Below are 23,005 nucleotides of genomic sequence, written 5' to 3' on the forward strand. Positions count from 1 at the left end.
CTTCGCCCTTCGACGATCAACAGGGAATCAATCGCAGAGCGTTTCCTGATCTTCAATGACTTCTGGAGTCGCTGGATCTTCGGGGGCTCGTTTGCGAAGCTTGCGTTGCAGCGAGCGACGGTGAATTCCCAAACGACGAGCCGCTTCGCTGATGTTGCCGCCGCAATCCGAAAGCACTCGATGGATGTGCTCCCACTCGTTCCTGGCCAGCGAGGGTGCGGGGAAACTCACTTCGCCGGTGGGCACGGAAGGTTCGTCACCGCGATGAAAGGCAGCCAGGATGTCGTCGGCATCGGCTGGTTTACTAAGAAAGTTCACCGCACCGGCACGAACGGCATCAATCGAGGCAGGGATACTGCCAAAACCGCTCAACATGATCACGCGAACTCGAGGGTGCATTTGTAGCAAGCGGCGCAGCAAATCCAATCCAGAGCGTCCGGGCATCCGCAGGTCCAACACAGCCAGATCGGTGGGCGAGTGCCGGAAGACTTCAATCGCTTCTTCGTAATTTCCAGCCGTTTGCACTCGAAAGCCACGCTGCCGCATGGCCATCGCAAGGCGATCACGCAGAATCAACGTGTCATCAACGAGCAGAATGCTGTCCGCTCCCACGTCGTTTGAACCATACATGGGAGTTGATTCTTCGGCCATCATGATTGATTTTCCATCCGATTGAAGCATGAGTCTGGACCCGCTCGATTGTAAGCTAGCAATAGGTGACTGCTATCCCTTAGCCCGCACAAATGCCACTTTTTCTACTCACTTGCCCGCAGAATTTGCCTGCCATTCACCACACCGGTCGCGCCAATCCGGCAAGGCGAGCCCTTATCTGGCGGACCCGGGACGCCCCCAGCAGGCGCTCCCGCCCCCCAGTGCCGTCACCGCCAGCGGCCATCACGGGGCCCACATGGACGGTGATCTTCATCCCCAGCGTCCTTGCCAAAACCTGGCGGGGCTCCGATTTGGAACCGACGGGGAGTCACAATTTCGAGATCCTCACAGCGATCGAAAGCCGGTTCGGTTATGCTCTGAAACTCGCCGCTGTGATCTGAAACGTGACGTGATGCTCTGCCACCTGAATGCTTTACAGGCTGCCACCTGAATGCTTTCCAGGCTGCCACCTGAACGCTTTACAGCGGGCGCCGTCGATCGAACCTCCCTCCAGACCTCTCTAATCCCCATGAATAGCAACCGCCCCGCGATTCTGATGACACTTGCTTTGCTCTACCTGCTGAGCCCTTACCAAACGGCTGGGGCCGACCAGGAAACGCAAGTCCAGCAGCAGCCGACCAAACCTAACATCTTGATCATTTTCACCGACGATCAAGGCTATGGGGACCTGGGATGTTACGGCAGCAAGACCAATCGGACCCCGCGTTTAGATGGCTTGGCCAAACAAGGCACTTTGTTCACATCGTTCTATTCGCAAACCGTTTGCGGCCCTTCGCGATCGGCGTTGCTAACCGGTCGCCAGCCGATTCGCAGTGGCGGCTGGGGCATGCCAGCTGATGAAGTCACGTTTGCAGAACTGATTCGCAAGACCGGTTACCAGACCGCTTGCGTCGGTAAATGGGATGTTAGTAATCGCAAAGCCATTGTGCCTCGCATGCCAAACGCCCAGGGCTTTGACTATTACTTTGGGCCTTTGGGGGCCAATGATGTTGGCGTTGTCAAGTTCCACGAAAACAACCAACCCGCTGGCACCAGCAAAGAGATGGGCGAATTGATCACGCTGTACACCGACAAGTCGATCGATTGGTTGAAAGAAAAACGTGATCCGGAAAAACCGTTCGTGCTTTACCTGGCACATACGATGATGCATACCATCATTGATGCTTCAGAGCGTTTCAAAGGCAACAGTCAAGGCGGCCTGTACGGTGATGTGGTCGAGGAGTTCGATTTTGAAACCGGACGGTTGCTCGACTGCCTGGATGAACTCGGTCTGACACAAGACACTTTAGTGATCTACACCAGTGACAACGGGCCTTGGAATCAGGACAAGTACACCAAGCGTAAAAAGGGACACCCAGACGGATCGGTCTTTTGGGGTGACTCCGGTCCCTTGCGCAATGGCAAAGGCTCCTGTTACGAAGGCGGCTACCGCCTGCCCTGCATTGTCCGCTGGCCAGACAAAGTCCCCGCCGGGCGACGCAGCGATGCGATCTTTGCCACCATCGATTTTTTACCGACCTTCGCCTCGCTGGCGGGATTTGAAGCCCCAACGAATCGTCACATCGATGGCATTGACCAAACGGAACTGTTGCTAGGAAAACGTGACAGTGGTCGCGACTTCTTTTACTTCCACAATGCGGGTGTTCGCCAAGGAGACTGGAAATACCTCAAGCCCAACGCCCATTTCCACGGATATGCCGTCGAAGACGACCGCGAAAAAGTCGACGAATTGTATCACTTGGGCGACGATCTTGGTGAACAAAACAACCTCGCCAAGCAGCATCCCGAGAAAGTGGCCGAGCTCAAAGAGCTGATGCAGAAACTGGAATCCAAGCAGGGCTCGAAGGATCCCAGCGCCGCGTCAAAGATTCGCTAATCGACTGGCATGCCTGCAAGAGAGACGCGTCTGCTCGTGATGGCGGGAATTCCAGAGCACTGACTTGCCAGTGCCGCCTGCGTGTGGCTTGTGAATCAACTCAAGGCACTGAGCAATTGCGGTGGCAACTTCCGAGGCCGACCGGTGGCGTCAACGCAGGCAATCACACTTTGGCCGGTCACGATCTTTGTCTGCTCGCGGTCTTCTGGCTCGTCACGATAGACCGTGTAGCGATGTGTCATGCGCACCTTTCGCACTTCCGTCAATTCCACCCGGACGCGTAACCAATCGTCAAAGTCAGCTGCGGCGTGGTATTCCAAATTCATTTGTGAAACCACCAGCATGCGGCCGGCATCTTCGAAGTCTTTGTACAGGATGCCAGCGGCGCGCAGCATCTCGACGCGAGCGTCTTCAAAAAAGTTGATGAAATGAGAATGGTGCACCCGCCGCTGGCCATCGGTTTGGTAGTAAGAGACACGAAACGCGTGGTCGTAACAGACCAAGGCGTTGCGGTTACTATTGGTTTGATCGAGGGCGTCAAGCGAATTGGCCAAACGATTTTTGGCAGCATCACGATCATCGGTCATGGTGTGGTTCCGTGATTTTTCTGGCATCAAGCAATGGTCGGTCGAGTTGTAAGCCGGTCGACTGGTCAACGACAACCCGAATCAGTGGACGAGCAACCACCTCCCCAGAGCGACCGATCGCCACCACTCGGCTAACTTGCCGGCAATCGTTCTGGTCCACTAGCAAGTTTGTAGGCCTCAAAGTGTGGTACCACAAAGACCTCGCGCCCTGAAATCCGATCGTGGATTATAATCGTCTCTGCAACCTGGATGCATTGATCATCCCCCCACCTTTCCCCACCACAGAATGATAATGAAACGAACCATTCACTCGCTGTGCTTGCTTGCGGCAAGCTTATTGATTGCCAGCCCTCTGGCCCCCGCTCTCCAGGCCGCAGAGCCGGTCGTGATGGGCAGTGGCGCCATGACCTTCCAGACCGTTCCCGGTTGGGGCTTGCGACCGGACGGCAACTCGCCACTGGGAGCGACTCACGGTGGTGTGGTGGTGGACAAGTCAGGCAACATTTACACCAGCACCAACCAGGGCGTGTTCGTGTTTTCTCCCCAAGGCACCGTCGTGCACACGTACTTGGGCGATGACTACAAGAGCCTGCACGACATGGAGATCCGCGAAGAGGAAGGCGAAGAGTACATCTATGGTGCTCGCAATCAAAATGCGGAAGGCATCAAGTTCAAAGTCAAAGGCGGCGACGTGGTGTTGCGTTTGCCGTTCCCCCAGGAATCGGGACTGGGCTTGAAGCGTTTTAGCCCCACAGCAATCACCGTCGCTGGCAACGGAGACATTTACCTGTCCGATGGCTATGCCAGCAACCATATTTTTGTGTTTGACAAAACCGGCAAGTACCTGCGTCACTTCGGCACCAAAGGCAACGGCGAAAAGGAATTCAACACGGCCCATGGCATGACGTTGGACACCCGTTACACGCCCAATCGACTGTTGATCTGCGATCGCAATCACCAGCCCAAGGGCCGTTTGGTCCATTACGACCTGGAGGGCAACTACATTGAAGAAGTGGTCACCGGACTGGGCATGCCAACCTCCGTCGCGATTCAAGGCGACTATGTTTCCGTTCCTGATCTGCACGGACGCTTGGTGATTTTGAACAAAAGCAACACCATCATTGCCGTGCTAGGAAACAATCCTGATCCCAAGAAAGGCCGTTCGTTCAACGTGCCACAAAATCAATGGGTCGAAGGTGTCTTCAGCGGCACACACGGGTCTTACTGGGATCAAGACGGAAACCTGTACGTTCAAGACTGGAATGTCTCTGGCCGGCTCATGAAACTGGTCCGCCTGCCGGTGAAATAAGCCTCCCGACGCGGCGTCTGGCCGCATCAAGTGCCAGTCGCCCCGAGACCTTCAACCCGCGATGCCGATTCGATTGCCAGCAGCAACGTTTGGCATCGCAGGATGAGCCTTCTTCAACCGCGCGCGGTGACGCGGTCACCGCAGCAGTTAAAAAATCGCTCGGCAAGGTGATTTGCTGAGCCAATCGCATTTGCAACGCGGCCGGATGTGGCTGCCAGATCTCCACTCCGCGGCGGCTTGCCGCGAGGAGTTTCGCAAGATGCACTTCTGCCAGGAAACCTGCAAAACCGGCCTTTTGTTGTGGGGCCAGAAATGAGTAGTTTGGCGTTGAATCTCTTTGTTGCCGGACCATGAATTCTGGTCAAGGCAACTGACTTGCGGTCGAGAAATGCAGGCTTTGCCACTCGACTGACACCGTTTATCAGCAACCTGACGAAAGGATTTCCCGTGTTCATCGCCGCTTCCCTCGACTGCTTTCCCGACCTCGAATTCTTGGACGCGATTGAATTGGCATCGGATTTGGAATTCACTGCCGTCGAGATCTCATTGCATGAGACTGGCATTGTTCGCCCCAGTGATTTATTGAGCGATGTGGATCGAGCAATTCAGATGCTGCGCCACACCCACCGCTTAGAAATTTCCGGCTACAGCATCGAGCTCGCCAGCACCGGCCAGCAGCACTACGAAGACTTCGCCACGCTGTGCTGGCTGGCAAAGACCACCAAAGTTGTCTCGGTCACGATCCCATCTTCGCCACTTGGCACTCCGTTTAACGAAGAAGTCGAGCGACTAGAAAAGCTGGTCAAGATCGGCGAAGCCGAAGGCGTCCGCGTCAGCGTCCGCAGCCAACTGGATTGCCTGAGCGAAGACCCGGACACTTTGATGGTGCTGTGCAATAACGTGGACGGCCTGGGCATCACACTGGATCCCAGCGTTTACATTGCCGGCCCTGCCAATGGGAAAACCCTTGACAACATTCTGAAATACGTTTGCAACGTCCAGCTTCGAGACACGCGACCGGATGCCTTTCAGGTCAGTGTGGGGCAAGGTGAAGTCGACTATGGCAAACTGGTCACCCAGTTGGAACGCGAAAAATACGATCGCAGCTTGGTCGTCAACATGCTTCCCATGGCGGAACATGATCACCGTGTCGAATTGCGCAAGTTGCGTCGCCTGCTAGAAACGTTGATTTAATCGCCGCGCAAACAGCCTGCTGATGCTCCTGCCCACGTCACGCTCCGTGGTGGCGACCGTCCGATGAACCGCGCTGTTACATGGACTTGGGGGAGGTCGCGGAACAGTGGAACCAAACTGCCAAGGGCTGCTTCAGCCCAGCAACGATGACGCTTAGCCTGACCGAATTAGAACGCAAGCTTCCGGCCATCTTGAGCGGCCGTCAGTCACCGGATTTGTTTCGCGGCTCGCCACTGGGCCCCCAACTCTCGTATGGGCGACATCGCGGGCCCGATCGAAAGGACTCTCGCCAAGCGGCTGTGTTGGCAGCGATCTATCAGACCCCAGAAGCTGCCAACGACGAAGACTCGCTGGTGGTTGTCTTGACGCGCCGGCCGACCACGTTAGCTCATCATGGCGGCCAAGTTTGCTTGCCCGGCGGTCGGATCGAATCCGGTGAAACCTCGCTAGCGGCCTGCCTGCGCGAATTCCACGAAGAACTGGGTGTGAAGGCTCAGTTGCGACGCGATCTCGGAACTCTGCCGCCGATGTATGTGTTTGCCAGCGACAATCAGGTGACCTCGCATGTGGTCACCATCGAAACACCACAGCTTCCTTGGGCCCCTGACCCTGGCGAAGTCGACACCGTGCTGGAAGTCCCCCTGAGTCAGCTGGGCAGGGTTGCGAAGCCGAGATCGACAACCGTCCCTGACGCCCGAGTCGACATCGTTGACTGCACGGTGGATCGGCGAGGCAAACCACAGTCGCCCCAGAACGAGTCGGCGACCTCGATTTCGCTGAGCTTTTCGTATCGCGCCATCCAGTTCCAGCGGCTGCACTCCTGGCATGTCCAACAGCACCCTGAACAGCCATCCGGTCAGCTCACCGGGGCTCATTTCGGCACCCATCAGATCTGGGGTGCGACGGGGTTATTGCTCGAGCAGTTGGCCGTTGCGATTGAACAAGCCATGGGTGGCTGAGGGAAAATCCACCGCTCGATTCATGAGTTCTCTTTTTTGCACTGGCCTACTGTCCTACACTTCGAATGACTCTACAATCGAGCATCTATTGCTGGTGATCGATTGCGGCAGGTTTGAACCCACTGCAGGCATTGCCACTTGCAAAGGCAGTCGCCGTGGGCTTAGATTTTCCCTCGCTGACTGTTCACATCATCAACCACGAGGCAACTCAAATGGCTTCCGAAGCTGTTCTTGAATTCACCGAAGATAATTTTGATTCTGAAGTCCTAAAATCCGACGTTCCGGTCTTGGTTGACTTCTGGGCTCCGTGGTGCGGTCCCTGCCGCGCGATCGCGCCGATGATTGACGAACTGGCTGGCGACAACAGCATCGCCAAGGTTGGCAAAGTGAATATCGATGACGCTCCCAGCGTTGCTCAGTCGTACGGGATCACTGCGATTCCGACCTTGTTGCTGTTCAAGAACGGGCAAGTCGAACAGAGCTTCCGCGGTGGGAACAACTCCAAATCCGTTCTTCAGGACGCCATTGACGCGGCTCTGTAACCAGATCGCAGACACTTCAACTGGACACCGCAAGCGTCCCGCGCGTTGAATTTGGCGGGCGCTCTTGGGCTGTTGTCGAATTTACTAATCTTGCTCCTGCCCCCTACATCGTTGACGGCTCGTTCGCTTTTGAACGAGCTTTCTCCAGGTGTCTAATTAGCTCATGCTGCAGTATTTGCGACTCTTGGAAGAGATCGTCGAATCGGGTTCGGACCGATCCGACCGAACCGGCGTCGGCACGCGAAGCCTCTTCGGACGCCAGCTTCATTTCGACCTGACGGATGGATTTCCGCTGGTGACGACGAAGCAGCTTCACCTGCGCTCGATCATTTACGAACTGTTGTGGTTCCTGCAAGGCAACACCAACGTCAAATGGCTGAACGAACGCGGCGTCCGCATCTGGGACGAATGGGCCGACGAGAACGGCGACCTGGGCCCTGTCTATGGGCACCAATGGCGGTCCTGGCCGACCCCAAGCGGCGAAACCATTGACCAAATCAGCTGGGTCGAAAACGAGATCCGCACCAACCCACAATCGCGGCGACTGATTGTTTCCGCGTGGAATGTGAGCGAAGTCAGCAGCATGGCCCTGCCGCCCTGCCACTCGCTGTTTCAGTTCTACGTCGATGGCGAGCACCTTTCGTGCCAGCTCTACCAGCGCAGCGCCGACATGTTCCTAGGCGTTCCCTTCAATATCGGCAGCTATGCACTGCTGACGGCGATGATGGCTGCCGTCACTGGACTGAAACCCGGCCAATTCGTTCACACCTTTGGCGACGTCCATCTGTATCACAACCACCTCGACCAAGCTCGGCTGCAACTGTCTCGCGAACCCAAGACGCCACCGAAATTGCTGATCCACCGTGTTCCCCAGCATGTCGACGAGTTCGAATTCGAAGACTTTGAAATCGTGGACTACGACCCACACCCACACATCAAAGCCAAAGTCGCCGTGTAGACGGATTGCCCGCCACAGCCTTGCTGCGCGTGACAGACCAGCACCGCATCACCCATTGATGCTCACTAACAACCAGCGCTACCGGCCCATCACCGAGCACAACCCTCCTCTCAGCGGCAACACCACCAGCGACCGATGCAACAGCAGGCAAACTCAACTCCACGCGTTGGCTTCACAGCATTGGTCGCGATGACCGATGCTGGCGTGATTGGCAAGGATGGCACGATGCCATGGCGGCTGCGATCTGACCTGCAGCGTTTCAAACAGCTGACCATGGGCGGCGTGCTGATCATGGGCCGCAAAACGTTTGACTCCATCGGCCGTCCGTTGCCTGGCCGAGGCACGATCGTGATCACGCGCCAGCCGGACTGGAGCTTTGCTGACCCGGCGGTGCAGGTTGCCGGCTCGATCGAAAAAGCATTAACACTGATCGCTGATCGCCAGGCCTATGTGGTCGGCGGTGCCCAGATTTATCGCCAGATGATGGATCACTGCGATCGAGTGCACCTGACGCGTGTCCTGGCGGATGTCCCTGGCGACACGCATCTGGAACTGGATCTCAGCGCCTTTAGCCGGCTCAGCAGCGAAGCGGTGCCGGCGGGTCCGAAAGACGACCATGAAACGCAGTTCGAAACTTGGCAACGAGGTCCCGATGGGGGCGAAACGTGAGCTGAGTGCGCCAACATTTGACGGCCAACCTTCAATTTAGGCAAACCTTACCGGCAAAACCCGCCACCGAGATCGCGTGGCGACGGGGAAAGAAGAGAACTTGGAGCCCACTTTCTGGGGCTTTGGGCAAAATTCCTGAAAAGCCAAGAAAGTGGCCATTGAGCAAAAAGGGGACCATTCGCTATAGTTCGGGATTCTTGAGCAGCACTTTTCTGCCCTTTGTCTGTCAACGCACCAAACAAGTGCCCTGGCAACCTTGAATTTCCCGCGAAATTTGGGCAGAGAACGTGTGTTGGACCAGCTGCTTTCTTCCGTTTTGTATGACTGATTTTGTAGGAGCATCGCCATGCCCCGTTTGTTGGGCGTTGATATCCCAAACGACAAACCGATCCAGTATTCCATGACTTACCTCTTCGGTGTCGGCCTGCACACCGCGCGTGAGGTTTGTGAGAAACTTGGAATCGACCCGACTCGTCAAGCCAGCGAGCTTGGTGAAGATGAATTGGGTCAAATGGCGGCCATGTTGGAGCGCGACTACACCGTCGAAGGTCCGCTGCGTCGCTTGGTGACCACCAACATCAGCCGACTGCGTGAGATCAGATCTTATCGCGGCATGCGTCACCGCATGGGACTTCCAGTGCGTGGTCAGCGAACCAAGACCAACTCGCGCACTCGAAAAGGCCCCAAGAAGACCGTTGCCGGTAAGAAGGGCGTGAAAGACTTGCGCTAAGCCAGTGGAATGGTTCGTGATGGCCCTGGCCTGAATCGGACCTCTGGCTCACACTATGGGCTGATCAGTTTGCAACGGCAGACTGTTTGGCCTGGCGGCAAACCCCACGCGAGACAGCTCGCACGGTTTCGTCTGCCAAGCAAGTCGCACACCAGTGCGACCCGCAGAAGCTCGAAGGCATCGTAAAACATGCACACGCGTTTTCTGCGACCGAATCAAACAAACACCAATCATCGGGCTTTTGTGTCGACCGCGCCAACAGGTTTGGCCAGCGGACCACAGAGCAAGTAACCTCGCTTTCGTTGATCTATCAATCAGGACTTTGCCGTGGCAAAGAGCAATAAAAAGAAACGCGTCCGGCGCAACGTCACCAACGGTGTTGCCCACGTTCACGCGACCTTCAACAACACAACGGTGACCATCACCGATGTCAAAGGCGACACCCTTTGCTGGGCCAGTGCTGGCACCAGTGGATTCAAGGGCAGCCGCAAAAGCACTCCCTTTGCTGGACAGTGTGCCGCTCAACAAGCCGCCGAAAAGGCGACGAAGTTCGGCATGCGTGACGTGGAAGTCCGCGTCAAAGGCCCCGGCTCGGGACGTGAGAGCGCCATCACCGCGCTGCAAGCAGCCGGCTTGAAAGTGAAGTTGATCGAGGACGTGACCCCGATCCCTCACAACGGATGCCGCCCCCGCAAGAAGCGACGCGTCTAGAAATTGCGTTTGTTGCTCGTCTGCCAGAGGTTCCCTCCCGCTGTCAGTCGATGATGCGAATCCAGCAACAGGCCTCCGCCTGAACTGCTACACGCACCGACTGAACAGCACATCCAACCCCTCTGACAGACGCTTCGTCATAGTTTCGCACTTCAACTCTGAACGACAGGATTTCAACGATGCATATCCGATGGCGTGGAATGGAACTTCCCAGCACCTTGGAAGTCGATCGCGAATCACTTTCGCCAACCTACGGCAAGTTCCTGGCAGAACCGTTTGAGCGTGGTTTCGGTACCAGCGTTGGCAACAGCCTTCGCCGAGTCCTGCTCAGCAGCCTGATCGGCAGCGCGGTCACTCAAATTAAAATCCGTGGCGCTCAACACGAGTTCACGAACATTCCTGGCGTCCTGGAAGACGTCACCGAAATCGTTTTGAACGTCAAGAGCTTGGTGGTTCGCAATCACAGCGAAGCCACTCGCGTGATCACCGTCGAAGCGAATAGCGCCGGCGAGATTCGTGCCTCGGACATCCAAACCGATGCCGACGTGGAAATCATCAACCAGGACTTGGTCCTGGCGACCTTGACCGAAGACATTCCATTCATGATGGAAATGGTCGTCGAGAATGGTCGCGGTTATGTGCCCGCCACCGAACACAGCACCGCTGATCACGAGATCGGCATCATCCCTGTTGATGCGGTCTACAGCCCGATCACTCGCGTTCGCTATGACGTCGAAGAAACTCGCGTCGGACAAAAAACAAACTACGACAAACTGGTTTTGGAAATCTGGACCGACGGCAGCGTCAATCCAGAATTGGCGTTGGTTGAATCCGCCAAGATTCTTCGCAAGCACCTCAACCCCTTTGTTCAGTACAGAGAGCTTGGCCCCAGCATCTTCTCCGCAGCTCGCGGTGGTGCCGGGTCACCAGAGGCTCAACTGGAAGCAAAATTGAACATGACGTTGGCTGACCTGCGTTTGTCAGTTCGTGCCAACAACTGCCTGGAAAGCGAAAACATTCAAACGGTTCGCGATCTGGTACAACGCAACGAAGATCAACTGCTGGAAGTTCGCAACTTCGGTGACACCACGTTGAACGAAGTCCGCGAAAAACTTGCTCAGTATGGACTGCACTTGGGCATGCGTGTTCCCACGCAACCGTTGTTCTAAACTGCGTCCTCCGTCCCTTACATTGATCGCCAGCTTGATGCCTTCGACGCGTCAAGCTGTGCAAGTCTTGAACTTACTAACCTATCCGAAATCGCCATGCGACACCGACGACGCGGCCGCACCCTGGGACGTAGCCCCAGCCACCGCAAGGCCCTGCTAAAAAACCTCGTCAGCGCCCTGTTCTTGACTGAACGAGACGCTGAGTTTGATGATAACGCGCCTGCTGTTCCAGGACGAATCACCACAACGCTGCACAAAGCCAAAGAAGTTCGACCTCTGGTTGAAAAGTGCATCACCATCGCCAAGAAAGCTCTGCCCGCTTTGGAAGAAGCCAAGCAGTACAGCACCGATGCTGAGCGTGGCAGCGACGAGTACAAAGCCTGGCGTGAAAGCGAGAACTGGGTAAAGTGGGCTCAAGCACGAGCCCCTTACGTCAACGCTCAACGCCGAATCGTTCAACTGATCGGCGACCGTGAAGCGGCTGCCGTGCTGTTCTCCGAAATCGCACCTCGCTTCACTGACCGCCCCGGTGGTTACACCCGCGTGGTTCGCTTGGCGACTCCTCGTCTGGGCGATGCTGGCGTGCGTGCCATCCTGGAACTCGTCGGCAAGAACGACCGAGTCAGCAAGAAAGCCGAAGCGCCTGCGTTCGCCGGTGCCGCAGAAGAAACCGCTGCTGCTCCCGCCAGCGAAGAAGCCAGCGACAACGAATAGTCGTCCGCGAAGCTCAATCCAACAAAGAACGCCGCTCAGCATTGAGCGGCGTTTTTTTACGGCCGCCCCTGTTTACCGCTGGCCGTTAGGCCCGTTTTTTTTGATGCGGTAGTGACAGCGACAGAACCGTGGCGAACGCCAAAACCGCTGATGGGAAATGCGGCTACTGAGGCAGCATGATGAGCACGGCGATGGCCAGGCAGATGGCGATCAGCCAGCCGATGACCGACAGCGTTCGAAACGCCGTATGGCGCTGCTTGGCTGCTTCGGTCCATTGCACTTGGCTCTGCTCATCAAGCAGCTTGTCCTGCAAGACACCTTTGACGAAGGCGGCATCGCCATCGCTGCCACCGCTTGCGGCGAAGTAACAACCACTGAAGAAGAAACCGTCTTCACCACTGGCGTTCGTTGCGTCGGCCGACGCATCACAACCAAAGGCTTTCCCCAAAACCATTCGCAACCGTGGCTTCAGTTCGTGACGAATCTTACACGTCAACGCATAGAGTTTGCGATTCCCCCGTTGCTGGGAAAGCCCTTCCTCGCGGCCAAACAAGTGATACACCCAATCTTCAAACGCATCACAAAGCCGATCGCTATGGCTGTTGAGCTCGTCGGGCGTTGGACGACTGCGAAGGTCGAAACGACCACCGAGGCGGCGCGAGAGCAAAGTGCTCTGCAGCCGACGAACCAGTTCAGTAAACCCTTTGTCATTCGCCATTCCAATCAGCATTGCGGTCACTGGAATCCGCAGCTGCAGCGTCTTTTCAATCGTCGCAACATCGTTGCGTGCTGATTGAGCAATCGCGGAAAGCTGCAGTGGATTGACTTGGTGCATTTCGTAGGGCAACAAAGTCACCAAGCCGTTGACGCCACAGCGCGGGCGACGCGAACGCTGCAACAAACGACAGACATACTTCAAGCGCGGAATCTGGTTGGTGGTATCAAGGTTTGATGGCAACGCGATCTCTTTTTGGTTGCCGCTGGTGGCGCGAGAGGCGAGCGGAGCGGAGCGTTGTGGGGCCGTCGCGGGCTGTGCGGCGGGACTGGCAACTGCGGGCGCCGGAGTTGCAGGTCGCTGCGCTGATGGGGGCTGGGCGGCAGTGGGCTGGGCTGGTGGTCGCTGGGCTGGTGGTCGCTGGGCGGTCTGCGGCCTGGCCACCGGTGCGGCTGCCGCGGGCGGTTCAGGCTTGACAGCTTGCTCGGAGGAGTACTGATCAAACATGATCGTTCCTTCAAACTTTGGCGCCGGTCGCAAGGCATCGCCACCTGCGGCGGCAGACGCTGGCGGGTTCGCTGGCGGCATGTTGAAAGGAGCCGATGAGGCGCTCGGTGGCGTCACGCTAGGTGCGGAAACACCAGGTGCTGAAGCACTAGGTGCGGAAACACTGGGCGCTGAAACACTGGGCGGCTTGACTCCCGAAGCGCTGACGCTGGGCGGGGCGAACGCCGGTGCCGAGACACTGGGTGCCGAGACACTGGGTGCTGAGACACTGGGTGCTGAGACACTGGGTGCTGACGCCGACGGCGCTGAAGCTGCGGGCGGTGAGAAACCTGGCGGTGAAGCGCTCGCCGCAGGCATGTTAAAACTGCCAATGGTGCCCATGTAGGATTCCGAACCACCTTGCCCGCCGCCGGAGGACGGCGATCCGGACGCACTTAAGCCGGACTGACCAGGTGCATTTGGCGCCGCTGCGGGCATCCTGGATTGCTTCGTCAGGACAGCCGATTTCTCTTGTCCCGCTGGAGATGGCACGGGAGTCTTTGCCGTCGCTGGCCGCTCGATCCTCGGCAGCTCCATCTGGCTATCGACGGCGGTCGGCTGGGCAGCTCCGGTGGTGGTCTCCGCTGCTGAAGACATCGTACGGATCCGTTGCACCTGCCGCTGGCCGGGTTGCAGGGACGGCTTCCAGCGTCGCACCAATTCACTTAGGCAACTGGCATGCGGGCAGAACAGGTAGATCGCATCTTCGCTCATGAACCACCGCAGCGCGTGGCTGACGCCATCGCCTTCGGGGACACCACAGATTGCCAGATCGCTATCCAATGCGCTCATCAGACCAAATTCAACGTGGTCATCAGGGCTACCTAGCACAAGGAACACGGGATAATCGCTAATGGAAACGCCCTTGGCTTTCAAGGCAGCGACACCCGCTTTCCAGGCCAGATCAATATCGGGATAGTCACCTTCAATGACTTGATTCCAGCGTCGAATGCCCCAGTACAAGACGATGGGAATCAGGATCACCAACAGAATTTCAATCACCACCTGGGTGTTTGAAACCGCGTGCAACACACGGACGCTATCGGGACCAAAGAAACGCAGCAGCCAGACTGCGACCAAGATCAACGTCAACACCAACGTGGTCACCAGTGCTGCTTTGCCAGCGATCGTGGTTGGCCAAAGCCGTCGATAGAACGGGCGTTTGGGAGCTTCTTGTGGTTCGTCAGGCATGAGACTATTGGTAACTAAAGATCCGATAACACCAAATTGAATCCGCGCATCATGCGAAGATTAAATCACAAACGAAGTGTTGCCAAAACAAACAACGCCAAGTTCATTCAACAGCAACCAGCTCGTTATTGCTCGCTGGCAGCACTGAATTACGATCGATAAACCATCAAGGTCAACAGACCGCACATCACAACAACCATCAACCAAGGCCAGACCATTCGCGAGCGAGACCAGTAGGGCACAGCGGGCTCAATGGTTCGATCACATTCTTGACCGGCGTTGGCATCATTCCAACGCTGACGCGCCAAACGCACGGCATTGCCGTACTCAGTCGTCCAGGATTGCAAATCGCCTGGCAAACCGTGCTGATCAATCAACATGCGATTGAATTTTTCATCGCGATACAAACCGCGAAAGCCAAGCATCACGCAAATGTAAATCAGCTGCAACGCGTCATCGGAGTCTTCACCCAGTGCGTTCTTGGCGTGAACATAATACAAGTCATTACAACGCCGAGATTTAAACAGCGACCACTCCAAAACGTTGTCTCGCCACCAGTCTTGGCCCTGCCAAATGTGCGCATCGACCAGCATCTCATCGATCCAGGCAGCCAAGGCGTACTTTGCCAACGGCCAATCAGCGCAATGCCCTTGCAAGCGTTGATCTGCCTGCTGAATCAAGCCTTCAAGCGTTCGCTTCTCTTCCGCTACCGATAGATCTTCCCCGGCATCAATGCGTTCCATCAAGGAAAACGCATGAATCAAGATCGGGTCAACGGCATCGGCAAAACGTGGAGTCATGTGGTTTCAGTGAGCAAATGAGTTGCGATTGGCAATTGCTGGGGATCACACGATGGCTGACTGGGCAACCACCGACGATGGACACAAACACCGACAACGGGATCAACCGCGAACGGCAAACATGGCGAACCGTAAACGGGCGCGGTTACCATCGGGCGTCACCACATCCAGGTGCCTGGCACCGGTTAGTTCTTCAAAGTTACGCACTCGCATCGCGACCGACTGAGTCCGGCGAATTTCAGCCCAGGCAGGGGAATCATATTCGTCTTGAGCGACTTTGTAGTACGTCCAATATTGTCGTGACGGCAGGTCAGGAATGGTGGTGCTGACAATGTCGCGTCGCAGGCCGGTTTGCCGAACATGGAAATAGTTTTCCACTTGTTCGGTACTGGCAAAGACCGCGAACCAATCCGGAGAGTTCTCCAGCAGGTCGCGCAAGGTCGATTCGCTGGCACCGCCACGCTCGACACCCAAGTACCATTCCCATTCGGGATCAAACCACTCTGGCCCCAATTGAACCAGCATCTGGTTGCCATGCCCTTCGAAGTTTGCTCGAAGGTATTCGTCAAACTTGGTGGCGTACAGAATGCCCAAGATCTTTTCACGCAAGTCGGAAAAGATGTAGCCAATGTTATCGTGATCGTAGGGTTCAACTTCCACAGCGCGACGATCGGGACCAAAGATCGACAAACGTCCGAGGATCCGCGCCAGTTCCATGTAGGCAGTGTAAGGATGGACACCCTGAGCAGGCGACATCACATCCAGCACGCTATACGCTTCGTTCAACCGGTCCAACATGGAGACTCGACCGGAATCAGCCGGTTCCAAACTGTGACGACCAACACTCAGTTGCCGGACGGGTTCACAGAGCGCGTCCATGTTTCCGCTGATCACATCCCGAATGCCTTGCACATAGTGGCGTCGCAGTTGCGGCCAAGACTGCGTGGAAAGCACCGGCGGGATGTAGCTTTCATCCACCGTTGGCTGCACGTCTCGGTCACCGGCACTCTTGATGCGGGCGATCGGCAAGAGTTCAAAACCAGGAATCTCATTGCCGGCAACCAAACGCAAATTCAGACCTCGAAATTCAATCGGTTGCCCGCCGTCCTGAGCGTTCTCGTCCATCACACTGCGTTGCTGGCAGGAGTACCGCGCGATCGCATTGCTGCCGGGCTCCGATACGTTGGCACCTCCCAGATTCAATTTCGGGATCGCCACGTAGACCATCAGCGTTGAATCCCCTTCGACATCACTGGCGGATTCAAAGGCTTGCTTCAGGTTGATCTCCAGCTCTTCACCATCGTTCAGGCGAACCAGAGTTCCGTCGCGAAGTCGCGCTTCGAGCGACTCAACGCGAAACCGGCCACTTGCCAACGCATCTTGGCTATAGGCAATGGCATGCACACCATAACCATACGGATGATCCCAGCTCTCGCTGGTGTGAACCGTTTCCATCCAGAAACGATCAGCGGCTTGCAGGTGATGAGGCCTAATGAACAGGCCTTGATACCAATGCACACGTGGGTTTTTCATTCGACGATTCGGCCTTCGATCTACGTTGGGGCAATTTCAATCCTGCGACTGAAGTGTTGCACCGGCAATTGCAAGGAAACTTAGCTGGTTGAGTTGGCTGGCATTGGGAGTCAGGAATCACTTGGACCAGCAGGTGCCAATCCCCCCCATCGACGCCGGCAACTCATCGGCTGACGTGCCAACATTCTATCGCCTGCCAGCTGCGGGGCGCTGCGGCAGACATTTCATTCGCCCCTTCGAATCGCGTTCACGGGTCACCAACCTGCGGGCCCAATTCTGAGCACCCTGCGGACAAGCAACCCTAACGAATTCACTGCACAGAGCGTCGAAGCTCGGCGACGATTCATCGGAGCAAAAAACCGTTGCCGCCAGTGCTCCTGCACCGACAACAACTCGGCCCTGCGGCTAACCACCAACGCCCGTTTTTGGCAGCTAAATACAGGACCCTCTAGCGCTCGTCATCGGCAAACCGCATGCTGGAGCTGTCGCAACTGCGGCAATTCAGTTCGGAATCTGGGGGCGATCAAAAAATAACCGGTAGATCTTACCTAATTTTGATGACCGGAAACATCCGAAGGTCCGATACAACCATTACAGGGAGATTGCGTCGATCAGTGCGTCTGAATCTCCAATGCAAACGCCTCATGTCAAACCCATCGATCTGGCTGTGAATCTGCCGGCGGCGGTGCCAGGAATGCCAATTGCCCTGAGCGAGTGGTTTGATGTTGGGACAACGGAACCATGCAGTTTTGCCAACAACAACCTCGAACCTTCCAAATCGCTAGCCTCACAGCCCCTCTGACACCAGCACTGTGCTAGACCTACGCTTTATCACACGCCGATCGACCTTTACCAAGCTAGCTGGCGGGGCTTTGCTGGTGATGGCGGTCGCACCTGCACAACCGCTGGCAGATAGTGGTTTCTGGCCTCTGCGCCCTTCGTCGCGTTCCACACGCGGCCCATCGAGTGCCAGTGCACCGGCGCCCCAACCGGCCGCCGCTGGAATGATTGAGATCCAGCAAGCCAAAGCAGACATCGCAGATGGCAAAGTCAAACCACCGATGCCTTCCTGGCTGGTCGATCAACCAGACCGGAGAGCGACATCAGATCGTGGAGTCGCCACTGCATCGCAAGCACAGCCAGACCAGCCCTCCTGGCTAGAACTGGCCGAGTACCAATCCGTCCCCGCTCAGGGCACTGGCCCCAATCGCACTGGCCCCAATCGCACTGGCCCCAATCACGCTGGCCAGCCTTCTGATTCAGCCAATCAACCGGGCAGTGTGGCGCAAACCTCCGGTTTCTTCCCTGCCCTGGGCGGCCGCCAGATGCTTAGCGCCCAACACGGCGCTGTCCAGCATGCCAGCCCTGGAGCCGGCTGGCAGGGCGACGCGTCCCTTGCCTCCCGCGTCGGATCCACCGTGGCACCTCCATCGGGGACAGGATCGAACAAATCCGTCGAACTGGACTTCAATCAACCGCCTGCGTTGGCTCGTTCCACAGCGAATGTGCCAACGCCTGATCGCGCTGGCGAGGCACTCCATCCACGGCGAAGCTTCTTTCCCTCACCGGCTGGCCCGGCCAGCGGCGCTGTTCTAGATTCGCAGCAGATGATCGCCCAAGACCAGCGAGTGACCGGCGAAGCACCACCCACTGCCACACCACCCACTGCCACATTACCCACTGCCACATTACCCACTGGTGCTTTCCCCACTGCTGAGCCTGAGATCGTGGCAGCAGCGAGTCCAGCGCCGACAGCGTCTCCCGCACAAACCATCGAGTCGGCAACTGAACCTCCAGCGGCTGATCGGTATGCCAATCACTTGGCTCCACGCGTTTCGCTGCCATCGGAGACCAACGCAGCTCCCAACACAACGATCCCCAGCCAACTTGGTCCACCGGTATCAGCACCGGTACCGACTCCAGGACTGGCCCCAGAATCGGCAACCCCCAATGCACTGGCGACGGCGGATCCGATGGTCCTGCCCCCGATTGAAGCAGCGGGCAAGAGCTCAGTCCAGTTTGCGGATTTAGTGAGTGACACGCAGCGAGAAGACCTTGGTGTCAATCAGGTCGCCACGTTTGACCTGATCGACCAAGATTCGTTCACGCCTGATTCGTCGCCCTCTGACCGCGTCCTAGCCAGCCATCCCGTCAGCGACTTGTCCCAGCCCGGCCAGCAAGAACCGATCGCTCTGCCGCCTGTGGCAACATCGGAACTGGCAACCATCCGTCCGAACGATCCAAGCGAGCAGCTCATTGGCTCTCAGGCGATCAGTGGTGTCGACGTGGACGCCGCAACGGGACGGCCTCGTATTCTGTTCCAACCGGCCGTGCCCGCTCGCGATGCAGCCGGTCGTTCCATCTTGCGACCAACGATTTCAGTTGCGGCACTCATCGGCCAAGATCAGGGTGCCGAGAGCGTCGTCGAAATCATCGATGCGTCCCAAGGTCAGTCGGGAAGTGTGCTCGAATTACCCGTTGAAGATTCACAGTCTGAAGTGCTGTGGATTCCAGCTCCCCTGCGTGATCACTCGCTGCCGGTCCGGCAACGGGCTTGGCAACTGGTCCGTTCTGGGGCTCGAGCGCTGAAGACCAAACCACGTTATGACGCTGGAGTCGGACAAGAGCGTTTGGCGTTCGCCTTGTTTGAAATGGATGCCGCTCAGCCGAATAACAATTTTCGTATCCGCACCCAAGCGGCCTATAACTGGGAGTATCCCGATCGAGCGGAATACCTGTGGTCACGCATTGGTGGCAAGGGACCGGGCGTCTCGATCCCGCCTGAGACCAGCGTGGACTTTCAAGACTTTCGCCTGGCGATGGAAGTCGGCGGCGCCAGGTTTTCGATGACCACTGAAATCCCCCTGCGGTTCATCAATCCCACCAGCACTCCGAACACCGGCGGCATGGGTGATATGGTGACGGTGGCTAAAACACTGATGATGGACAAAGAGCGATTCAAACTATCGCAAGTCTTGCTCACACAGATGCCGACCGGGACTCCATCCAAAGGACGTGGCAACGGCCATGTGTCCATGGAGCCAGGTTTCGTCTCAAGCTTTGCTTGGACCGATCGAACGATCATCAACAACGAACTCAAGCTGTGGTTCCCACTCGGTGGCGAACCGGGCTTTTCGGGGCCAGTGCTGCGGTACGGAGCTGGATTCGCCCACCTCTGGTATGACAGCGATCAGTTCGCGATCATTCCCACCTTCGAAATCGTCGGTTGGTCAGCGCTCAACGGACAAAAGACCAACGAGTTTGGTTTAACAGAGACCTACGATGGCGAGAACATCTTGAACCTCTATCCAGGCCTGCGTTTGGTCAGCGATCGCAGCTCCTCCGGAACGGTGTTTGAGCTCGGCCTCAACGGTGGCTTTACCATCTCTGAACGACATTGGTACGACAAAATCATTCGCCTGGATGCTCGCTGGACCTTCTAAAGGCGAAGGGGCCAAAAGGCTGACTGGTGATGCCACGCCCGCTCGGCTTATCTGTGCTGCAGGCAATCACTGGCATCAGGTGGATGGGCGACCGATGTTGTCAGCCCTGTTTCGATTCCAACTGGCCCTTTTCATACGCTCGCCGAAACCGGCACGACCGACACGATCGCGTCATTATTTCTAGCCCACACGGTTGCTCCTGATTTTAAGCGACCGGTTGACATTCCGGTTGTGCCTTCGTCGACCGTAGCCGATGAAGCGAACTGTATCCTTCGTCCAACGCCAGCCCCATCGATGGACCTTTTCCACTGCAAGCTTCAAACGCTAACGCTCGACGGGTGCTGGTTGTCGACGGACCGTTCACCACTGAGTGAATTTCCATCTTATTGGTGAATCAGTACCTATCTCCCAGAGGGAGATGATGTGAAAATAGATAAGAAAACAGCATGACGATAAACTCCATTTCAAACATCATCGATCGACGACATCGCAGGGCAATGTGAAAACCTATAGATTTCGGCGTCTGAACCCTTTTCCGCACCACAATCGCTTGGCAAAACAGCTATAACGACTGTTCTTATCAGGACAGATGATAGGCGAGTGGCTGCCAGATTGGTATCGGACTCCCAACAGGAAAGACTGCTCGATGGTGCAGAACATTGGGAGGCGGAACGCCCCTAAACGTTTGCTGAGGCCCTGAACGTTTGCTGAGGCCCTGAACGTTTGCTGAGGCCCTAAACGTTTGCTGGGGCCTGGAGGCGGCAACGGCTTGGCAGGCAATTGAATTTGCCGATGAATTCAAACCAAACTTCCAACAATTAACGGATGCGATTGAGTCGTTTTTGATTGTGAACTGCGTTCGCATCATGAAATCGGCTGATCACTCCTCCATTTACAAGACTGCACACCAGCGAGATCGTCAGAAAATGGAACTGCCTGATTTTGATTCTCTGATTCAACCGCTTTCGGACGACGAGCCCTGCGGTCCCGACTTGGAATACGACGCCGTTTTCGGCGAAATGGAACGCGCCTCACAGGGAACGTCTGAACAGCAATACGGCGACACGATCGTTGAAGCTGAAGGAGCGAACTGGAAAGAGGTCAAGAAGTGTGCCGATGACCTGCTCACTCGCACGCGAGACATGCGTGTGGCAGTGTATTGGGGACGGGCAACGCTGAACTTAGAAGGCCTCGATGGCTTTGAGTTTTCGATGCGCTTGCTCCGTCACTACGTCGAATCGTTCTGGCCCACTTTACACCCCGAACTGGACGCAGAAGACAACGACGACCCCACGTACCGCACCAACACCTTAATCATGCTGTGCGATGAAGGTGGCCTGTTGAAGGAACTCGGTAACGCGCCATTGGTGGCGTCACGGGCGGTGGGACGCTTTAGCATGGCCGATGTGCATCGCGCCGAACATGCCGCGGAACATTCTTCGTCCAGCAAACCCGATGAAGAATCCTGGGACACCGGGGGCACGGAAGAAAAAAGCAGCGTTCCAGGTTTAGACACCATTGAAGCTGCGTTCACCGATGTTGAAATCGAGACGATTCAAGCGACCGAAGAGCTGGTCAGTCAAACGCTGGAGCATGTTACGGAGATCGAATCCAACGTAACGACCAACGTCAGCCTTAACTTTGCGGTTTCGTTGGCGCCGGTCCGCAATCTGCTTAAAGAGATGCAAGAGTTTGTCAATCGACAGCTTGAACGCCGAGGTGTGTTCGCTGTGGCTGAAAGTGACGAACCGGCTGAGCAGGCCGCCGGAGACGAAAGTCCGGGCGTGCAACAGGGTGGAACCGTGGCAGCTCCAGCAGCAGGAATGCAATTAGGGCGCATCAACACACGTCAAGACGCCATTAAGGCGCTCGACGCGGTCTGCGATTTTTACGAATCCAACGAACCATCAAGCCCTTTGCCGCTGCTGATCCGGCGGGCGCAGCGTCTCGCATCGAAGAGTTTCCTCGATATTTTGCGCGACCTTGCTCCCGACGCAGTCTCACAAGCAGAACTGCTGGGCGGCGGCATTGCAGCAAGTTCCTCAGAATCTTCTCCTGCTCCGCAGGAAGAAGAGGCATCTGATGGTTGGTAAGGTATAGACAACTTAAAGGCATTCGACACTCGTCGTAATGCGTTACGTTCCTTAGGAGTTTCTAATGGCAAGTAGTGGTCAAAAGTTCATCGGGCGCAATCGTGCTCCGCGTGTACAAATTGAATATGACGTCGAAGTTTACGGAGCGGAGAAAAAGGTCCAGCTCCCATTCGTGATGGGTGTGATGGCTGATCTGTCCGGAAAACCGGCAGAACCGCTACCACCGGTCAGCGAGCGCAAGGCACTGGAAATCGACGTTGATAATTTTGATGAACGTCTCAAATCCATGCAACCAAGCGTGGCAATGCAAGTTCCAAACACCCTTACAGGTGAAGGGAACTTGGCGGTCAACCTGACGTTTGAGAGCATGGACGATTTCTCGCCCGCCGCAATTGCTCGCAAAGTGGATTCGTTGAACAAATTGTTGCAGGCCCGTGAACAGCTTTCCAACCTGCTGACCTACATGGACGGCAAAGAAGGTGCAGAAGCACTGTTGGCCAAAGCATTAAATGATCCAGCTTTGTTGCAGTCTCTGTCCTCAGCCCCTGCTGACGGCAGCGATGACGCAGGATCCGGCGAATAACCTTTAGGGAG

Annotated in this window: 20 protein-coding genes; 14 read left to right on the plus strand and 6 right to left on the minus strand. The window is 56.3% G+C overall.

Annotated elements, in window-relative coordinates; all coding sequences use genetic code 11:
- Positions 1 to 27: 27 nt before the first annotated feature.
- A complete protein-coding gene (locus SV7mr_RS18615; RefSeq protein WP_145275562.1) occupies positions 28 to 681 on the minus strand; it encodes a response regulator transcription factor in 654 nt (217 codons plus the stop codon).
- Positions 682 to 1,180: 499 nt separating this feature from the next.
- Here SV7mr_RS18615 and SV7mr_RS18620 point away from each other — a divergent pair, with 499 nt between their 5' ends.
- Positions 1,181 to 2,548, plus strand: coding sequence for a sulfatase-like hydrolase/transferase (locus SV7mr_RS18620; RefSeq protein ID WP_419187592.1), 1,368 nt, complete (start codon positions 1,181 to 1,183; stop codon positions 2,546 to 2,548).
- A 95-nt stretch (positions 2,549 to 2,643) separates the two neighbouring features.
- Here SV7mr_RS18620 and SV7mr_RS18625 read toward each other — a convergent pair whose 3' ends face one another.
- Complete coding sequence (locus tag SV7mr_RS18625) at positions 2,644 to 3,135, minus strand: acyl-CoA thioesterase (protein ID WP_145275564.1); 492 nt, start codon at positions 3,133 to 3,135, stop codon at positions 2,644 to 2,646.
- Between the two features lie 292 nt (positions 3,136 to 3,427).
- Between SV7mr_RS18625 and SV7mr_RS18630 the strand changes: the two genes are divergently transcribed.
- From SV7mr_RS18630 to SV7mr_RS18675, 10 genes are all read left to right on the plus strand, one after another.
- Positions 3,428 to 4,444 (plus strand): 6-bladed beta-propeller, encoded by a 1,017-nt coding sequence (locus tag SV7mr_RS18630; protein ID WP_145275566.1) that lies wholly within the window; start codon positions 3,428 to 3,430, stop codon positions 4,442 to 4,444.
- A 447-nt stretch (positions 4,445 to 4,891) separates the two neighbouring features.
- The gene (locus tag SV7mr_RS18635; protein WP_145275568.1) at positions 4,892 to 5,638 is read left to right on the plus strand and encodes a sugar phosphate isomerase/epimerase family protein; all 747 of its coding nucleotides are present in this window, start codon (positions 4,892 to 4,894) and stop codon (positions 5,636 to 5,638) included.
- Positions 5,639 to 5,718: 80 nt separating this feature from the next.
- Positions 5,719 to 6,597: an NUDIX hydrolase gene (locus SV7mr_RS18640; protein WP_145275570.1), complete on the plus strand. Its 879-nt coding sequence runs from the start codon at positions 5,719 to 5,721 to the stop codon at positions 6,595 to 6,597.
- Positions 6,598 to 6,809: 212 nt separating this feature from the next.
- Positions 6,810 to 7,139, plus strand: a complete 330-nt coding sequence (trxA, locus tag SV7mr_RS18645; protein ID WP_145275572.1) for a thioredoxin — start codon at positions 6,810 to 6,812, stop codon at positions 7,137 to 7,139.
- A 163-nt stretch (positions 7,140 to 7,302) separates the two neighbouring features.
- Positions 7,303 to 8,097, plus strand: coding sequence for a thymidylate synthase (locus SV7mr_RS18650; RefSeq protein WP_145275574.1), 795 nt, complete (start codon positions 7,303 to 7,305; stop codon positions 8,095 to 8,097).
- A gap of 135 nt (positions 8,098 to 8,232) precedes the next feature.
- Positions 8,233 to 8,766: a dihydrofolate reductase gene (locus SV7mr_RS18655; protein WP_145275576.1), complete on the plus strand. Its 534-nt coding sequence runs from the start codon at positions 8,233 to 8,235 to the stop codon at positions 8,764 to 8,766.
- A 358-nt stretch (positions 8,767 to 9,124) separates the two neighbouring features.
- Positions 9,125 to 9,496 carry a 30S ribosomal protein S13 gene (rpsM, locus tag SV7mr_RS18660; RefSeq protein WP_145278633.1) on the plus strand — a complete coding sequence of 124 codons (372 nt, stop codon included), beginning with the start codon at positions 9,125 to 9,127 and terminating at the stop codon, positions 9,494 to 9,496.
- A gap of 327 nt (positions 9,497 to 9,823) precedes the next feature.
- Entirely contained in the window at positions 9,824 to 10,207 is a 384-nt protein-coding gene (gene rpsK / locus SV7mr_RS18665) for a 30S ribosomal protein S11 (RefSeq protein ID WP_145275578.1), read from the plus strand.
- A 179-nt stretch (positions 10,208 to 10,386) separates the two neighbouring features.
- Entirely contained in the window at positions 10,387 to 11,376 is a 990-nt protein-coding gene (locus tag SV7mr_RS18670) for a DNA-directed RNA polymerase subunit alpha (RefSeq protein WP_145275580.1), read from the plus strand.
- A gap of 96 nt (positions 11,377 to 11,472) precedes the next feature.
- Entirely contained in the window at positions 11,473 to 12,090 is a 618-nt protein-coding gene (locus SV7mr_RS18675) for a bL17 family ribosomal protein (protein WP_145275582.1), read from the plus strand.
- A gap of 163 nt (positions 12,091 to 12,253) precedes the next feature.
- Here the strand turns inward: SV7mr_RS18675 and SV7mr_RS18680 are convergent, their stop codons facing one another.
- From SV7mr_RS18680 to tssK, 3 genes are all read right to left on the minus strand, one after another.
- Complete coding sequence (locus SV7mr_RS18680; protein ID WP_145275584.1) at positions 12,254 to 14,542, minus strand: type VI secretion protein IcmF/TssM N-terminal domain-containing protein; 2,289 nt, start codon at positions 14,540 to 14,542, stop codon at positions 12,254 to 12,256.
- Positions 14,543 to 14,691: 149 nt separating this feature from the next.
- Positions 14,692 to 15,342, minus strand: a complete 651-nt coding sequence (locus SV7mr_RS18685; RefSeq protein ID WP_145275586.1) for a DotU family type IV/VI secretion system protein — start codon at positions 15,340 to 15,342, stop codon at positions 14,692 to 14,694.
- Positions 15,343 to 15,444: 102 nt separating this feature from the next.
- Positions 15,445 to 16,875, minus strand: a complete 1,431-nt coding sequence (tssK, locus tag SV7mr_RS18690) for a type VI secretion system baseplate subunit TssK (RefSeq protein ID WP_145275588.1) — start codon at positions 16,873 to 16,875, stop codon at positions 15,445 to 15,447.
- Positions 16,876 to 17,687: 812 nt separating this feature from the next.
- On the opposite strand from tssK, the gene SV7mr_RS18695 reads away from it, so the two are divergent.
- Positions 17,688 to 20,318, plus strand: coding sequence for a hypothetical protein (locus tag SV7mr_RS18695; protein WP_145275590.1), 2,631 nt, complete (start codon positions 17,688 to 17,690; stop codon positions 20,316 to 20,318).
- A gap of 205 nt (positions 20,319 to 20,523) precedes the next feature.
- Here the strand turns inward: SV7mr_RS18695 and SV7mr_RS25580 are convergent, their stop codons facing one another.
- Positions 20,524 to 20,700, minus strand: coding sequence for a hypothetical protein (locus SV7mr_RS25580; protein WP_419187594.1), 177 nt, complete (start codon positions 20,698 to 20,700; stop codon positions 20,524 to 20,526).
- Between the two features lie 484 nt (positions 20,701 to 21,184).
- On the opposite strand from SV7mr_RS25580, the gene tssA reads away from it, so the two are divergent.
- Entirely contained in the window at positions 21,185 to 22,411 is a 1,227-nt protein-coding gene (gene tssA / locus SV7mr_RS18700) for a type VI secretion system protein TssA (RefSeq protein WP_145275592.1), read from the plus strand.
- 64 nt (positions 22,412 to 22,475) lie between these two features.
- Complete coding sequence (gene tssB, locus SV7mr_RS18705; RefSeq protein ID WP_145275594.1) at positions 22,476 to 22,994, plus strand: type VI secretion system contractile sheath small subunit; 519 nt, start codon at positions 22,476 to 22,478, stop codon at positions 22,992 to 22,994.
- The last annotated feature ends 11 nt before the right edge of the window (positions 22,995 to 23,005 follow it).

The sequence above is a fragment of the Stieleria bergensis genome (assembly GCA_007745635.1).
GTDB classification, from domain to species: Bacteria; Planctomycetota; Planctomycetia; order Pirellulales; family Pirellulaceae; genus Stieleria; species Stieleria bergensis.

Excerpts from the sequence above, each read along its gene's own strand:
- SV7mr_RS18680 (WP_145275584.1), bottom strand. The coding sequence starts at position 14,542 with ATGCCTGACGAACCACAAGAAGCTCCCAAACGCCCGTTCTATCGACGG.
- SV7mr_RS18620 (WP_419187592.1), top strand. The coding sequence starts at position 1,181 with ATGAATAGCAACCGCCCCGCGATTCTGATGACACTTGCTTTGCTCTAC.
- SV7mr_RS18675 (WP_145275582.1), top strand. The coding sequence starts at position 11,473 with ATGCGACACCGACGACGCGGCCGCACCCTGGGACGTAGCCCCAGCCAC.
- SV7mr_RS25580 (WP_419187594.1), bottom strand. The coding sequence starts at position 20,700 with ATGGAAATTCACTCAGTGGTGAACGGTCCGTCGACAACCAGCACCCGT.
- SV7mr_RS18685 (WP_145275586.1), bottom strand. The coding sequence starts at position 15,342 with ATGACTCCACGTTTTGCCGATGCCGTTGACCCGATCTTGATTCATGCG.
- tssB (WP_145275594.1), top strand. The coding sequence starts at position 22,476 with ATGGCAAGTAGTGGTCAAAAGTTCATCGGGCGCAATCGTGCTCCGCGT.
- SV7mr_RS18630 (WP_145275566.1), top strand. The coding sequence starts at position 3,428 with ATGAAACGAACCATTCACTCGCTGTGCTTGCTTGCGGCAAGCTTATTG.
- tssA (WP_145275592.1), top strand. The coding sequence starts at position 21,185 with ATGAAATCGGCTGATCACTCCTCCATTTACAAGACTGCACACCAGCGA.
- SV7mr_RS18655 (WP_145275576.1), top strand. The coding sequence starts at position 8,233 with ATGCAACAGCAGGCAAACTCAACTCCACGCGTTGGCTTCACAGCATTG.
- SV7mr_RS18650 (WP_145275574.1), top strand. The coding sequence starts at position 7,303 with ATGCTGCAGTATTTGCGACTCTTGGAAGAGATCGTCGAATCGGGTTCG.
- SV7mr_RS18670 (WP_145275580.1), top strand. The coding sequence starts at position 10,387 with ATGCATATCCGATGGCGTGGAATGGAACTTCCCAGCACCTTGGAAGTC.
- tssK (WP_145275588.1), bottom strand. The coding sequence starts at position 16,875 with ATGAAAAACCCACGTGTGCATTGGTATCAAGGCCTGTTCATTAGGCCT.
- SV7mr_RS18615 (WP_145275562.1), bottom strand. The coding sequence starts at position 681 with ATGCTTCAATCGGATGGAAAATCAATCATGATGGCCGAAGAATCAACT.
- SV7mr_RS18640 (WP_145275570.1), top strand. The coding sequence starts at position 5,719 with ATGGACTTGGGGGAGGTCGCGGAACAGTGGAACCAAACTGCCAAGGGC.
- trxA (WP_145275572.1), top strand. The coding sequence starts at position 6,810 with ATGGCTTCCGAAGCTGTTCTTGAATTCACCGAAGATAATTTTGATTCT.
- SV7mr_RS18625 (WP_145275564.1), bottom strand. The coding sequence starts at position 3,135 with ATGACCGATGATCGTGATGCTGCCAAAAATCGTTTGGCCAATTCGCTT.